This window comes from Methanosphaerula palustris E1-9c (genome assembly GCF_000021965.1).
Taxonomy (GTDB): Archaea; Halobacteriota; Methanomicrobia; order Methanomicrobiales; family Methanospirillaceae; genus Methanosphaerula; species Methanosphaerula palustris.
Genome location: NC_011832.1, coordinates 1,311,763 through 1,326,018 on the forward strand (window position 1 = coordinate 1,311,763; position 14,256 = coordinate 1,326,018).

Consider the following 14,256-nt stretch of genomic DNA (forward strand, 5'->3'; position numbering starts at 1 on the left):
ACAGCCCCCTGACTGTTCTCTTTGCGCACCCTTTCGTCTATCCGTGCGGTCACTTCAGCGCACAGATCGCCTTTGGCTCTCTGATCAACAGCGCCAGGCTCTCTGAGATCGTGAAGTCCAGGCTCTCCTTGGACGGTCCGGTGAACCCGATCGTCATATCCTGTCCGAGGACGATGGCGGCGTACTGCTGTCCAGTCGCGATCAGCACCCCACCGTCCTTCAGGACTGGTGCCTTGAAGATTCCGTCGGTGATCATCTGCTGCAGGTGTTCGAGCTCGGTGGTCGACCCCTGCGGATACCGCCGGAAGAGCAGGTTGTAGCGGGCCGGCGACAGGGCCAGGGCGTAGGGGCCATGGAACCCTGCCAGGTCCAGTGCGGTGACGGCCTTGATCAGGTCGTCGGCAGCCGCCCCAATCTTCTCCCAACTGGCGAGTTTAACGGACTGAGACCCTCCTGTGTTCATCAGCCCTTTCACCTGATCGGTGCCGGTGAAGATCACCGCATCCTCCTGCCGGGCGGCCTCGATGGCTGCAACGGCTACGGCCGACGTGTTCGGGAGCATTCCGTCCCGCTCGTATGCGGCCAGGTCACGTTTGCTCAGCGAGAAGCTGGTCTGGATCAGGTCGACAGGGGCGAACCCTGACCGGATCAGGTTCCCCTCCGAAACACTGTCCTGCAGCGGGATTGCCTTCAGCCCGAGGCCATAGGGCCCTTCGAGATGAAGGAGGCGCCGGCCGGTCAGCATACTCTTTGCGGCTTCCACCATCGTTGTATCAATGATCGTCCATGTTTCAGCAGTGATTGGGGCATCGCTTCGCCCGAGATAACTCTCTCCTACCATCGTTCGTTCCTCCTAAATCTTCAGGGATCCTATGGTCTTCGGCTGTACTGGTGCGGGGGCTGGTGTTCCGGCAGGTACCGGTGGTGCTACCGCCGGGGCCGAAACAACGCCAGGAGTCCCGGCTGCCATCGCGTCGACCTCCGCTGCCCCGCGTGCCATATAGGTGTCCTCATCTCCCGCCAACAGCTGGATCAGATGGGAGAGTTCACCGACATGCACCCGTTCCTCGTTCGCGATATCGAGCAATACTTTCTTGGCAAGTGGATTATCGGTGGCCTCTGCATGGGCCATGTACAGGAAGGTGGCCTCCTCCTCTGCGGCGAGGTCCAGACGGAGAGCCCGTATCAGTTCCTCTGGAGTCAACATTCGATTCGGAATATTTCCACTGAATGGTTTTGAAAAATCTGGCATGATGTACCTCAAATTTTACTTCGGTCGTGAGATCCTGCAGAGCATCGGGATGGAATCATATCGGTGCAGGCCGGTGTCTTACCGGTCATCATCAGGTTCATACTCGATGCGGCTGCATGATCCCGGCGAACAGGAGAAAGGTAGGGATGATGCTATATAAACCTGGTGACCGGATACCTGGGTCCTTCCAGGAACTGTTCATCGATCCGGGTGTAATCTGATAAAAATGAGAGTGATCTGGTCACTGGACAATGAACGCTCCGTTCATGTTGGGGTGGATATCACATCTGAAGTAGTAGGTACCCGGTGTGGTCGGGGCATCGAAGGTGTACGTAATCTTCTTCGGCCCGGTGATAACCTCTCCTTTAAAGATCACGGTGCTGGCCGCCGCTGAGGTGTAGACTGCAACATTATGCGGGATCCCGGTGTCCTGGTTATCAAGGGTCAACTGTACATGTGACCCTGCTGGAACCGTAATACTCGTCTTATCAAACGCGTAATTCACCGAAACCAGGGTCACCTGCGTGGTCTGCCCGACAGCAGACGGCTGGGAGGTGGGTCCTGTCGTCGATCCAGTGATGGTGGTTTCACTCACTGGAACTCCACTCACTGGAGCACTGGTTGTCATGTTCAATGATGAGGACGTCGTGCTGGTACAGCCGGCTGTCATCAGCAGCACGATGCAGAGGATCACCAGCGTTGAAATCAAAAAGATTGGTCGCATGGTTCCCTGTTAGGGAACTTCATACATAAAAAAGTCTTCTCTTCTGGATAGGATGTTCTGACCAAAAAAAAGAGGAGGGTCGGTTCAGGGGGTTGTTGGGGTCTTCACAGCGGTCGGGGCTGTGATCTGGTAGATCTTACCGGTGGTCCCGGAAGGCCCGCTGGCCTGACTGGTCAGGAGATAGAGCTCGTGCTGGTCGTCCTCACCAAACCCTCGGACAAAACCGTTCACCCGTCCATTCTGGGAGGTCGAGATGTTCACGAGGCCAACCGACCACATCCCGTTCTGGGTGCCGGTCCCATTGATCGCGGGTGGGGTTCCAAGCAGCAGCGTCCCGTTTCCAATCGTAAAACTTTCACTCCAGTCACCAAAGAGATATTTCCCGGTGAGACCTGGGATCGCAGTCCCCCGGTACACATATCCACCGACGACCACCAGGCCGAGGTCATGGCCGAGTTCGATGATCGGATCGGTCAGTGATTCACCCCGGGAACCAACCGTGGGTACCGTGCTGTTCGGGGTTCCGGGTTGGCTGGGATTGAAGGAGTGGGTTCCCTCCTTGAGGTTCCAGCCATAGTTGCCGCCTTTCTTGATCTGATACACGGATTCAAAGAGTTGCTGTCCGGCATCTCCGATGAACAGAGTATGCCCGTCCCCACTGTCGAACGTGGCATAGGCCGGGTTGCGGAGGCCGTAGGCATAGATCTCCGGGAGTGCCCACCCCTTGTTGACGAAGGGGTTGTCCTTTGGAATTGCATACATCAATCCCTCGTCTCTCTGGTTTACGTCGATCCTGAGGACCTTCCCGAGCAAACTTTTCAGATCCTGAGCGTTCCCGGTTCCTGTCGTGTGACCGAGTCCGACATCATTGGCACCGCCGCCGTCCCCGGTCGTCAGGTACAGGTAGCCGTCGTCAGGGCCGAAGAGGATCGGACCGCCGTTGTGGTTCATCGACGGCTTATCGATCGTCAGCAGGATCCGCTCTGAACTCATATCCACCTGGTTTGGATCGGTTGAACTGACCTTGAACTCAGAGAGACGGTTGGTACAGTTCCAGCCGTCCGGACCCCCGTCACGAAGTGGGGCGCTATAGAATACGAAGATCCTGCCATTGTTCTTGTAATCTGGATGAAAAGCAATGCCCAGCAGTCCCCGCTCGTCATAGGTTTGGGAGAGCGTGACCATTCGGTCCCGAAGGTCGAGGAAAGGGGTCGGCAGCGTGACACCGTTCTTGTCGATGATCCGAACAACGCCTGTCTGGTCGACAGCGAAGAGTCGGCCGGTGTCATCATGGGATGAGACCAGCGCAATCGGGGCTGTAAGCCCGTCTGCAACCTGTTTCAGACCGACCGTTCCACTTGCGTTTCCTGAACTGAGCACCGAGTACGAAGACTGATCCTTCATATAGGCCGGTTGCCCGCCAGACTCCCCTGGCGTTACCGTGGTCTGGATATCCGTTCCATTTCCAGATCCTGGTGTGATAGTCTGTGTTCCTGTGGAGCTTCCAGTCTTCGAACAGCCCGCAGCAGCCATAAAAAGCAGAAGTACCACCAGTAGTGAGATCAGAAGGTAATGGGATCGTTGCATGATTGTATCACCATCATTGTAAACAAGTCAGTTCCAGCCATGTTTTTCACAGGGACGAACTGCTGTGTACTATGCTCCGATAGCGATGCAACGCTAGATATACTTTTCCTCAACTGCTTGGGAATATGCAGAAATCCTGCGGTGGAATGAAAGGATTCATAGAAAATATTCGTAAAATGACCGTGAATTGGAATAACTGCGGTGCGCTCTGGACCGATAAAAAAATCAGGCGCCGAGGGAGGCCAGGATCAGTTTCTTGCCAGCCTGCAGAGCAGGCTCGAGTTGAGACCGGTCCTCGCTGATCCCATGAGCCATCGTGGCGTTGCCACCGCCTTTTCCATCGATGAGCAGCGCGATCTGACCGAGGATCTTGCCTGCATCCACGGATCTACTCCCTGATGAGAGGACCAGGTGGAGCGTATCCGTGCTGGAGGCGAGCAGAGCAACTCCGTCGTTTTTGGACAGTTTCCGTGCCAGTGATGCCAGTTGTGATGGATCCACATCGATCTCTTTGATCACAAGGTTCACCCCTCTGACCGATTCGTACCTGACGTTCTGCAGTTCGAGGTCTACCAGCCGTGCCCTGAGCCGTTCGACCTCTTTCCCCCGCTCTTTCCATTCGGTGAAGAACCGCTGCACGCTGCTCGGCAGGTTCTCTGGCTGGATGCGGAGCGTCTGAGCTGACTCATCCAGCAACTGTTCGACATGCTGCATCGCCGTGATCGCTGCTCTGCCGGCTGAGAATTCGATCCGCTCGATCCCGTCCTGGATGTGCTCGACCCGGAGGATCTTGATCGCACCGACTTCGCCCGTAGACTTGCAGTGCGTCCCTGCACAGGCCTCGATATCGCCGTCGACCTTCACAATCCGAATCTCTTTACCCGGGGGAACCCCACCCTGGTACAGCCCGAAACCATACTTCTGTTCGGCTTTGGTCCGTTCCTCGATCTTGATCGAGATCGGCCTGTTCTTCATCACGATCTGGTTCGCCTTCACCTCGATCCTGCGCAGTTCTTCAGGCGTGATATGCTTGAAGTGCCTGATATCGATACGCGAGCTCTCACTTCCCTTCTGAGCGCCGGACTGATGAATATGGGCGCCGAGCACCTCTTTGCTGGCATGGAGCAGGATGTGCGTGGCCGTATGATGGCGCATCAGCGACCATCTCCGGTCTTCATCGACCATCCCTTTCACCCGTTCGCCGCGTTTCAGGCTCCCACCACTGATCTTATGCAGGATCACGCCGCCCATCTTGATGGTGTCCTCGACCCGGACCATAGACTCGGCCGTGACAAGGGTTCCGGTATCTGCAGGCTGGCCACCTCCTTCTGGATAGAAGAGGGTCTGGTCCAGGATTACATACCCGTCGAAGAAGTCCAGAACCATCCCCTCGAACTCCACCTCGGTGGGAAGTTCATAATAGAGGGGATGCGTGTCCGGCAACCCGCTGACCCGTTCTCGGTACGATTCAAGGGGATCGTCCACCTGCTCTTTCTGGCTCTCAGAATGCATATCGGCGATCAGGGAGTAGAAGTTATCCGGCAGGTCGACCACGGCTCCCTCTTTTGAGGCGACTTCCTTGATCAACTCGGGTGGCAGGCCATGCGAATCGTAGAGAGTGACCACCTCTTGGAGTGGTACCTTCTCACTCTTCTTCTTGTAGGTGGTGGCGACCTTCTGAATGATCCGGGTACCCCGTTCGATGGTTGCCGCATACTTCTCGACCTCGCGGTCCACGATCTCGTGGATGACATCCAGGTTCTGCTCGAACTGGCTGTTTCCGATCTTGTTGATCTGCATCTCTATCAGATCCCCGAGGTCGATGTCCATCTTGAGGTCGTTCATGACCCGCAGTGTCCGCCGTAGCACGAGCCGGGCCAGATACCCTTCCCTGACATTGGACGGGACGATCAAATCCCCAAGCATGTATGCCAGACATCGGGTGTGGTCGGCGATCGTGTAGACCTGTTCGATCGGGACGATCATCTTCTGGAGTTTCTCGATCGGAACATCGATTGTGGCGGCTACCTTCTTTCTGAGCTGGAAGAGGTTGGCACCGGAGATGTCCATAAGCCCGGCGAACTTGGCGTTCAGGGCCAGCATCTTCGTGCTTTCCGGGTTATCCAGGTGATGGTCGAGCCCGGCAGAGTGCATGATGGTGCTGACCATATCCGGGAAGACGGCATCATAGATGGTCGGCGAACCGGTCGAGGCCCAGACCATCCGTTCGAGCCCGTATCCGGTGTCGACGACCCTGGTCGACATCGGGTAATACTGGTTCCCTTCCAGTTCGACAGGGGGGTGATCGGTCTTCTGCCGCCCAAGGCTCATAAAGACCAGTGTGGCGATCTCAAGCCCACCGATCATCACTTCAACTGATGGACCGGCATTTCCTCCGCCGATCCAGGGGTGCTCCTTGTAGGTGATCGCATTCAGGTCGCCGCCGATGGAGTGTACAAACTCGTCGCAGAGTTCGACGGTGTGGTCCTTCCAGTAGATCTCTTCTTTGGGCGAATTGAAGGCATGATGAGCCATCATCTCAAAGAGGGTCAGGTGCCGGCCGGATCGTCCGACCGAGTCCAGATCGTTCAGACGGATGCAGGGCTGGGAGATCGTCAGCGGGTTTGCCGGCGGAGGTACGACACCGCTCGTCACATAGGGCTGAAAATCAGCAATCGAGGCGATCGTCAGGTAGATATCGTCCCGCCATCGAGCTGCGACGGGGTACCGGTCGATCCGGGTATGCCCGTGGCGCTCAAAGAATGAGAGATAAGCTTCCCGCATCTCATCGAGGGTATGCGGTCGAAAGACAGGATTTCCGATGAAATTGTAGGGCTCACAGGGTGCATCCCCGCAGACCTGACGCTCAGGATCGCGTGTCCAGAATGATGCCCCACAGGACGTGCAGGTCTTCCGAACCAGCCCCTCGGATTTGAAATAATCGAGCTCGTAATCTTCTTCGCTCATGGAAAACCACGTGTTATAACGATCTTCGTCTGGTGATCATAAATACTGTTGGTTGTTCATGCAGAATGGTCGCTCATCGAGGTACCAACGGGCGTATTCCTGAAAAATTCCAGTGAGTTGCGCGATTTTGACTGCCAGAATATGACAGCAACTGCCGCCACGATAGATGAAGTCGTTGCACGTACAGAAGTCCTCGTCAACAATATATCTGTCATTGGTACCGACCACGACCCAGAAGTCCAGGTACTTCTGTACCCTCTCCTCATCCAGAGCCTCCAGGGCCTTGATCCCCCGATTTTTATACTGCTCAATCACGGCAGCCCGAAGCGGTTCAGTCAGGGCTCCGGCCTCCTCGATATCAGCCCAGAGGTCACTCATAGCGAGGGAAAGATCGAGAGTTCTGGCTGGTCGGGTATATAGGTCCAGTTCATCCGTTCTGCCAGCGCCTGCATCCCGGGGGCTTCGAGCGCATAATGTGTGGATTCGATGCACGGCAGCGGTGCCGCTCTGGCCACAGAATGCTTCATCTCTGAGGAGAGGAACACATCGGCGCCCATCTTCTTTGCCTCAGCGAGCAGGCAGGGATCAAATCCGCCTCCACCGACCACGGCGAGCCGTTCGAGTCTGTCCAGAGTTCCATAGATCCTGACCGGTCCGGCGTTCAGGCGATCGACCATCTCGGAGAGGGAGAGCGTCACCGTGCCGACCAGACCCAGCGACATCGGTTCCGGGTCGGTCAGGGAGAGGAGTGATGCCAGTCCGGTGTTGATTCCATCCGGGGCGTGATCAAAGTTGGTATGCATCACATAGATATTCAATTCGGCAGAGAGCACCGCTCTGAGCAGTGATGCGGTAGGACCGTCGACGGTGGTGATCGGATTCCAGAGCGGCGTGTGATGAACGACCAACAGATCTGCCCCTGCCTGGACGGTTTCATCGATCACTTTTGGGGTCGCATCCAGGGCACAGCAGATCCTCCCGATCTCTTCCCTGCCTTCGATGATCAGGCCGATCCGCCCGGCGTCATACGGTTCGGCACCGTCTGGTGGGGCGATCTCTTCGAGTTGACCGATCAGGGCTTCCCGTTGCATACCTACAATTTGACATCCAGCTAATTAAAGGATATATTACCTGAGGGAATATCCCCAGATATAAATATTCTCAAGGGTAGTACTTTCTATGGAAAAGTCCATTGGCCTGATCAACCAGCGGATCGCTGACGGCAATGCCACTGTTGTTACAGCAGAGGAGATGCCTGCCCTGGTTGATGAACTCGGTGAAGAAGGGGCCCTTGAAACAGTGGATGTGGTCACGACCGGAACATTTGGAGCGATGTGCTCGACGGGAGCATTCCTGAACTTCGGTCACGCCGACCCGCCGATCCGAATGGAACGGGTCTGGCTGAACGATGTCGAGGCGTATGCCGGCCTCGCTGCGGTGGATGCTTATATCGGCGCCACCCAGCAGTCCACAACGCGTGGGGACCAGTACGGCGGCGCCCATGTGCTCGAGGACCTGGTATCCGGGAAGCAGATCGACCTCCGGGCCATCTCCCGCGGTACCGATTGCTATCCCCGGCGGACGATCAACACCGAGCTGATCCTTGAGGATCTGAACCAGGCCACCATGTGTAACCCCCGGAATGCATACCAGCGCTACAATGCCGCAACCAACACCACCGACCGGACCCTCCACACCTACATGGGGATGCTCCTCCCGAACAGTGGAAACATCACCTATTCTGGGGCAGGGCTGTTGAACCCGATCACCAACGACCCGAAGTTCCGGGTGATCGGAAGCGGGACGCCGATCCTGCTCGGTGGCGGTCAGGGGATGATCGTTGGGGAAGGGACGCAGCACTCGTCCGGTGCCGGATTCGGGACCCTGATGGTCACCGGGGACCTCAAGCAGATGTCACCGGAGTACCTGCGTGCAGCCACCATGCAGGGGTATGGGGTCACGATGTACATCGGGGTAGGGGTGCCGATCCCGGTGGTTGACCTCGAGGTTGTCCGGTCCACGGCAGTCAGAGACGAGGATATCCTGGTCGATCTGGTCGACTACGGGGTGCCGAGCAGGTCACGTCCGGTTCTACGGCAGGTCAGTTATGCCGACCTGAAGAGCGGAACGATCGATCTGAATGGGGAGGAGGTGACCGCCTCGTCGCTCTCGAGCTTCCGGATGGCCAGGCGGGTCGCGGCGGACCTGAAAGAGCGGATCCTTGCCGGAACGATGTCGATGACCCTGCCGACCCGGCAGATCGATCCGAACAAGCTCGCCCACCCGATGCATGAGACGGTGCATGCCCCGCGGGTCTGTGATATCATGGACCGGCACCAGGTGAGCATCACCGAGGACGAGGAGATCCGGACGGCGGCAAAGAAACTGTTGAAGGGTGAGACCAACCACCTGACGGTGCTGAATCTGGAGGGACGACTGGTCGGGATGGTCACCACCTATGACCTCTCCAAGGCCGTCGCCAACCCGGGGAAGGTCTCGCTGGTCAGGGAGATCATGACGAGAAAAGTGATCACGACCACACCCGATGAGGTGGTCGACGTTGCAGCCCAGAAACTGGAACAGTATAATATCAGTGCCCTGCCGGTGATCGATAAGGCCGGCCGGGTGCTCGGCATGCTGACGGCACTTGACTTAGGAAAACTGTTCGGCAGGAGGTGGACACGATGAAACTGGTGGTGACCTTCTCGCGGAAGAAGGGGAACGAGCCGATCATTGCAACGGTGGTCAAGGAGACCGGCGTGCTGATCAATGTCGAACGGGCTCGGATCGACTCCTCTGAAGGGGAGGTGCTGATCGATGTGCCGGAGGAGAGTTGTGCGCTGATCCGGGACCGGATGGAAGCGCTCGGGGCCTCGGCCCGACCGCTGGAGCGGACGATCCTCTTCGATGAGCACGAGTGTGTGGACTGCGGGGCCTGTATTGGGATCTGCTCGCAGAACGTCTTTTCCTTCGACCCGGATTGGCGTCTCATCGTGAAGGAGGAACGATGTGTGCTCTGCGGAAGGTGCCAGCAGGCCTGCCCGCACCATGCTCTTTCATTGCTGGTATGATCCGGGCTCATTTTCAGTTTAAGGAGACGATCACCACGATCCTGGCCGAGGAGCAGGCCTGGATCGAGGTGGCGAAGGAAGCGATGATCACCGCCCGGCAGGACCTGGAGCGGTACATCGCCAGGGATCCGTTCTTTCAGATGACGCTTGAGCCGTATACTCCGGATCATGGACCTTCGATCGCGGAACGGATGGCTGGTGCAGCCGGAGGTGCCGGGGTCGGACCGATGGCCGCGGTCGCCGGCACGATCGCCGCCATTGGGGTGGGTGCGATGGCCCGGGCAGGGGCCGCATTCGGGGTGATCGATAACGGCGGCGACATCGCCCTGATCACCGACCGGCCGCTCAGGATCGGGATCTATGCCGGCACGTCACCAATATCCGGAAAGGTCGCGTTTGTTCTCCCGCCGCAGCCGGCGGTCTATGGGGTCTGTACCTCATCGGCGACGGTCGGGCCGTCCCTCTCGTTCGGGGTCGCCGATGCGGTGACGGTCTTTGCATCCGACCCGTCGGTCGCCGACGCCTGGGCGACGGCGCTCTGCAACCAGGTTCGGCCTGGGGTGAGCACTGCCTTTGACAGCCTCGCAGGGAGTGGTGTCGACGGGGCTGTGGCAATCCTTGGTGGCGAGGTGCAGCGCTGGGGCTCGGTTCCGCCGATGGTCAGTGCAACGGTCGACGAGAATCTGATCACTGCCGGCGAACTATATTAAGTCGACAACCAGGTCATCGATATTTTTACCACTCTGGGGTGGTGACGGTGAACCCGGTTTAAATAATATCGGAAGGATTGTCCGGGATGAGTCCGCCGGAAGCAATGATTATTTATTGGCAATAGACGTTATCAGTCAACATACCCCATGTCGCAGCTGTATCACATTCTCTATGTCGATGACGAGCCCGCCCTGCTCGATATAACCAGGATATTTCTGGAGAACGGAGGGGTTTTTTCTGTCGACTGCGCCATGTCCGGAAGTGAAGCTCTCTCCCGGATCGCTGCCGGGAATTACGATGCAGTAGTCTCGGATTACCAGATGCCGGGGATGGACGGGATCACGCTCTTGAAGAAGGTGCGTGAAACCGATAAAACCCTCCCGTTCATCCTTTTTACCGGCAAGGGCAGGGAAGAGGTGGTGATCGAGGCCATCAACAGCGGTGTGGATTTTTACCTCCAGAAAGGGGGTGAACCGAAGTCACAGTATGCCGAACTTTCCCATAAGATCTGTACCGCGATAGCACGGCACACCTATGAGAATGCACTGAAAGAGAGCGAAGAGCAGTACCGGAACCTGGTTGAGACCACAGGAACCGGTTATGTTATCGTTGATAAAGACGGACGGGTCACGACGGCAAATGATGAATATCTCCGGTTGACCGGCCGGTCAAGCTTTGCTGAAATCGAAGGAAGGCCGGTTACCGACTGGACTGCCCCCTATGACCTTGAGAGGAATGCACGGGAAATTGAGCATATCTTCGGGACAGGACAGGTACGGGGTCTTGAGATCGATTACCAGAGACCGGACGGGACCTTTCAACCAGTAGAGATCAACGCCTCGGTAGTTCAGTCGGGTTCGGGGCAGATCGTTCTGACCCTGTGCCGGGATATTGCAGAACGCAAACGGACTGAACGGGAACTGGAAAAGAAAAGTGAGGAGTTGAATGCCTCCTACGATCAGCTGACCGCTTCCCATGCACTGCTCCGACAGACCATCGACGAATTAAGCAGGAGCGAAGAGGCCCTGAAGTCGAGCGAGGAACGGGTCCGGCAGAAACTCGAAAGGCTCCTCTCCCCCACGGCAGAAAGTGGGAACCTGGACCTCGAAGAGATCATCGATACGCAGGAGATCCAGTCGATGATGGATGACTTCTATGCTATCACGCATATCGGTATTGGGATTATTGATCGCAGGGGAAAGGTCCTGATCGGGACCGGGTGGCAGACTATCTGTACACACTTTCACCGGTCAAATCCGGAAACCTGTGAAAATTGTCTTGAAAGCGATATCTATCTCACGGAAGGGGTAGCACCAGGGACGATCCGGAGATACAAATGCAAAAATAATATGTGGGATCTTGTCACCCCGATCATCGTCGGTGGAAACCACGTGGGCAATCTCTTTCTTGGCCAGTTCCTGTATGATGATGAATCCCCTGATATTAAGCTCTTCCGTGCACAGGCAGTACGGTATGGATTTGATGAAGATGCCTACCTTGCCGCTCTCGATCTGGTTCCCCGGTGGAACAGGAAGACCGTCGACACGGTCATGGCATTTTATGCCAGGTTCGCCCGGATGATCTCCACGCTCAGTTTCAGCAACATCGCGCTGGCCCGGACAGTGAGCGAGCGGGACAGACTGCTTTATTCCCTGCAGGAGAGCGAGCGGAAGTACCGCAACCTGTACCGGTTTGCGCAGGTAGGATTGTTCGAGACAAGCCTCAAAGACGGTACAGTTGTTGCATGCAACGAGGTGTATGCCACCCTTGCAGGGTATTTATCGGTTGAAGATGCAATCGGAAAGGACATTGTCCACCTGTATGAGAATCCCGACGACCGCAAAGAGGTGATCCGTCTTCTCCGTGAGCAGGGATCTATCGACGATCATATCGTTCAGTTCAAAAACCATCTGACCGGGCGTCCGTTCTGGGCGCAGTTCTCCGCCCGGATCAACCGGGAAAAGGATGAAGCGGAAGGCACCATCGTCGACATCACTGAACAGAAAAGGATTGAATCGGAGCTGGAACGAAAGAACCAGGAACTGATGGAATCCTATGAACACCTGACCGTGTCAGAGGAGGAACTTAAAAGCCAGTTCGACGCCCTTGTTGATACTGAACGGACGCTCCGGATAAACGAAGAACGGTTGCTGATGGCGCAGGATATCAGTCACTCAGGCAGCTGGGAATATCACGTCGTGACCGATATAATCTGGGGGTCAGCTGAAGGGCTCCGCCTCTTTGGTTTCCCCCCGATAGCCGGCGATTTCCCCCTCGATGAGATCGAAGGATGCATTCCGGAGCGTGAACGGGTCCATCAGGCCCTCGTAGACCTGATCGATGCAGGGAGAGAGTATAATCTTGAATACGCCATCAACCCCGCAGACGGTTCCCCCCAAAGGTTCATTCATTCGATCGCCCGGCTCGAAAAGGATGCGCAGGGCAGGCCGCATCGGGTGATGGGTGTATTACAGGATATCACCGAACGCAAGCAGACCGAGCTCAAACTGAGAGATGCGCTCATCGAATCAGAGCGCTTTCGCGAGGCGCTGGATCATGTTTCCGCCTATATCTACATGAAGGACCTGCAGTCCCGATACGTGTATGCCAACCGGCCAACGCTGGAACTGTTTGGTTGTTCTGCCGGGGAACTGGCGGGGTGCGACGATACTTGCTATTTCCCGCCCGACACCGTCAAGCATCTGCAGGAAGTAGATTCCCACGTCTTCGCGGGTGAACCTGTGTCTGAAGAGATTGAGGTTGCCGATACCGGGTCCGGCCGGTGCGTCGTCTATTGGGAAGTCAAGACTCCTATCTTTGTGGACACCGAGCATACAATGGTTTCAGGTTTGCTGGGCATTTCAACAGACATCACCGAACGGAAGCGAGCCGAGGAGGCGTTTCGGGAGAGTGAAGAGCGGTTCAGGGCGATCTTCAACGCTTCGTTTCAGTTCATCGGATTGATGAAGACGGATGGCACCCTGATAGAAGCAAATCAGTCAGCATTGGACTTTACCGGGATAACATCCGATCAGATAATCAATAAACCGCTCTGGGAGTCTCACTGGTGGCAGGGAGATGAAGAGCAGGTACGTCACCTGAAGGATGCAATTGCCCGGGCTGCGGCAGGGCAGTTTGTGCGGTACGAGGTGGAATTACAGGGAGCCGGGGAGACCCGGGGGCTCTTTGACTTCTCGATCAAGCCGGTTTTTGCCCCGAATGGCACTGTTGTGCTGCTCGTCGCCGAAGGACGCGACATCTCTTCCCGCAAACAGGCGGAAGATGCTCTCGTGAAGGTGAACCGGAAACTGAACATTCTCAACGATCTGACAAGGAAGGATCTGACGAGTCGAATCTTTGTCATGAAGAGTTTTCTTGAACTTGCAGAACATTCTGCAGTCGGGCAGACTGGTGTTCTTCAGTACCTGCAAAAAATTGAACCGGTCATGCAGTCGATCAACGAGATAACGGAATTTACCAGGGATTACCAGAATATGGGGGAAACCCCCCCGACCTGGCAGAATGTCAAGCTGACGATGCTGTATGGGATCTCCCACATCTTCCTTGGTGATATAAGCCACAGCCTCGAAACTGAGAACCTTGAGATCTTTGCTGATCCCCTGCTTGAAAAAGCGTTCCAGGGCCTCTTCGAAAACACGATCGAACATGGGGGTCAGGTAGGCCATATCCGGGTCTGGTATAAGGAAACCAACAGAGGAGCGGTCATCTTCTTTGAAAACGATGGAGCCGGTATTCCGGAGGACCAAAAAGAGCGGATCTTTTTACGCGGTGAAGGAACACGTTCGCCGGTCCGGGGACTCTTCTTTGTCCGGGAGATCCTCGACCTCACCGGCATCACGATACAGGAGACAGGGGATCCGGTTGGAGGGGTTCGGTTTGAGATCACCGTGCCACAAGGGGCGTACCGGCTTGCCGGTATTTAA

Annotated in this window: 11 protein-coding genes; 4 read left to right on the top strand and 7 right to left on the bottom strand. The window is 56.3% G+C overall.

All coding sequences use genetic code 11. The features are described from left to right. Positions 1 to 49: 49 nt before the first annotated feature. The 7 genes from MPAL_RS06435 to MPAL_RS06465 all read right to left on the bottom strand — a co-directional run bounded on the left by MPAL_RS06435 (position 50) and on the right by MPAL_RS06465 (position 7,621). Positions 50 to 841 carry a family 1 encapsulin nanocompartment shell protein gene (locus MPAL_RS06435; RefSeq protein ID WP_012617936.1) on the bottom strand — a complete coding sequence of 264 codons (792 nt, stop codon included), beginning with the start codon at positions 839 to 841 and terminating at the stop codon, positions 50 to 52. Between the two features lie 12 nt (positions 842 to 853). Then, positions 854 to 1,252 carry a ferritin family protein gene (locus MPAL_RS06440; protein WP_012617937.1) on the bottom strand — a complete coding sequence of 133 codons (399 nt, stop codon included), beginning with the start codon at positions 1,250 to 1,252 and terminating at the stop codon, positions 854 to 856. 241 nt (positions 1,253 to 1,493) lie between these two features. Then, positions 1,494 to 1,976, bottom strand: coding sequence for a cupredoxin domain-containing protein (locus tag MPAL_RS06445; protein ID WP_012617938.1), 483 nt, complete (start codon positions 1,974 to 1,976; stop codon positions 1,494 to 1,496). Positions 1,977 to 2,060: 84 nt separating this feature from the next. Further along, positions 2,061 to 3,527, bottom strand: coding sequence for a PQQ-dependent sugar dehydrogenase (locus MPAL_RS06450; RefSeq protein WP_236610449.1), 1,467 nt, complete (start codon positions 3,525 to 3,527; stop codon positions 2,061 to 2,063). A gap of 261 nt (positions 3,528 to 3,788) precedes the next feature. After that, entirely contained in the window at positions 3,789 to 6,530 is a 2,742-nt protein-coding gene (gene alaS, locus MPAL_RS06455) for an alanine--tRNA ligase (RefSeq protein ID WP_012617940.1), read from the bottom strand. A 36-nt stretch (positions 6,531 to 6,566) separates the two neighbouring features. Continuing rightward, a complete protein-coding gene (locus tag MPAL_RS06460; protein ID WP_012617941.1) occupies positions 6,567 to 6,908 on the bottom strand; it encodes an SWIM zinc finger family protein in 342 nt (113 codons plus the stop codon). Further along, positions 6,905 to 7,621: a Nif3-like dinuclear metal center hexameric protein gene (locus tag MPAL_RS06465; RefSeq protein ID WP_012617942.1), complete on the bottom strand. Its 717-nt coding sequence runs from the start codon at positions 7,619 to 7,621 to the stop codon at positions 6,905 to 6,907. The genes MPAL_RS06460 and MPAL_RS06465 overlap by 4 nt, the downstream gene beginning before the upstream one ends. An 88-nt stretch (positions 7,622 to 7,709) precedes the next feature. Between MPAL_RS06465 and MPAL_RS06470 the strand changes: the two genes are divergently transcribed. The 4 genes from MPAL_RS06470 to MPAL_RS06485 all read left to right on the top strand — a co-directional run bounded on the left by MPAL_RS06470 (position 7,710) and on the right by MPAL_RS06485 (position 14,256). Further along, positions 7,710 to 9,218, top strand: a complete 1,509-nt coding sequence (locus MPAL_RS06470; RefSeq protein ID WP_012617943.1) for a homocysteine biosynthesis protein — start codon at positions 7,710 to 7,712, stop codon at positions 9,216 to 9,218. Beyond that, a complete protein-coding gene (locus MPAL_RS06475; RefSeq protein ID WP_012617944.1) occupies positions 9,215 to 9,601 on the top strand; it encodes a 4Fe-4S binding protein in 387 nt (128 codons plus the stop codon). The genes MPAL_RS06470 and MPAL_RS06475 overlap by 4 nt, the downstream gene beginning before the upstream one ends. Next, a complete protein-coding gene (locus tag MPAL_RS06480) occupies positions 9,598 to 10,311 on the top strand; it encodes a UPF0280 family protein (protein ID WP_012617945.1) in 714 nt (237 codons plus the stop codon). Before MPAL_RS06475 ends, MPAL_RS06480 begins: the two co-directional genes overlap by 4 nt. A gap of 147 nt (positions 10,312 to 10,458) precedes the next feature. After that, entirely contained in the window at positions 10,459 to 14,256 is a 3,798-nt protein-coding gene (locus MPAL_RS06485; protein WP_012617946.1) for a PAS domain S-box protein, read from the top strand.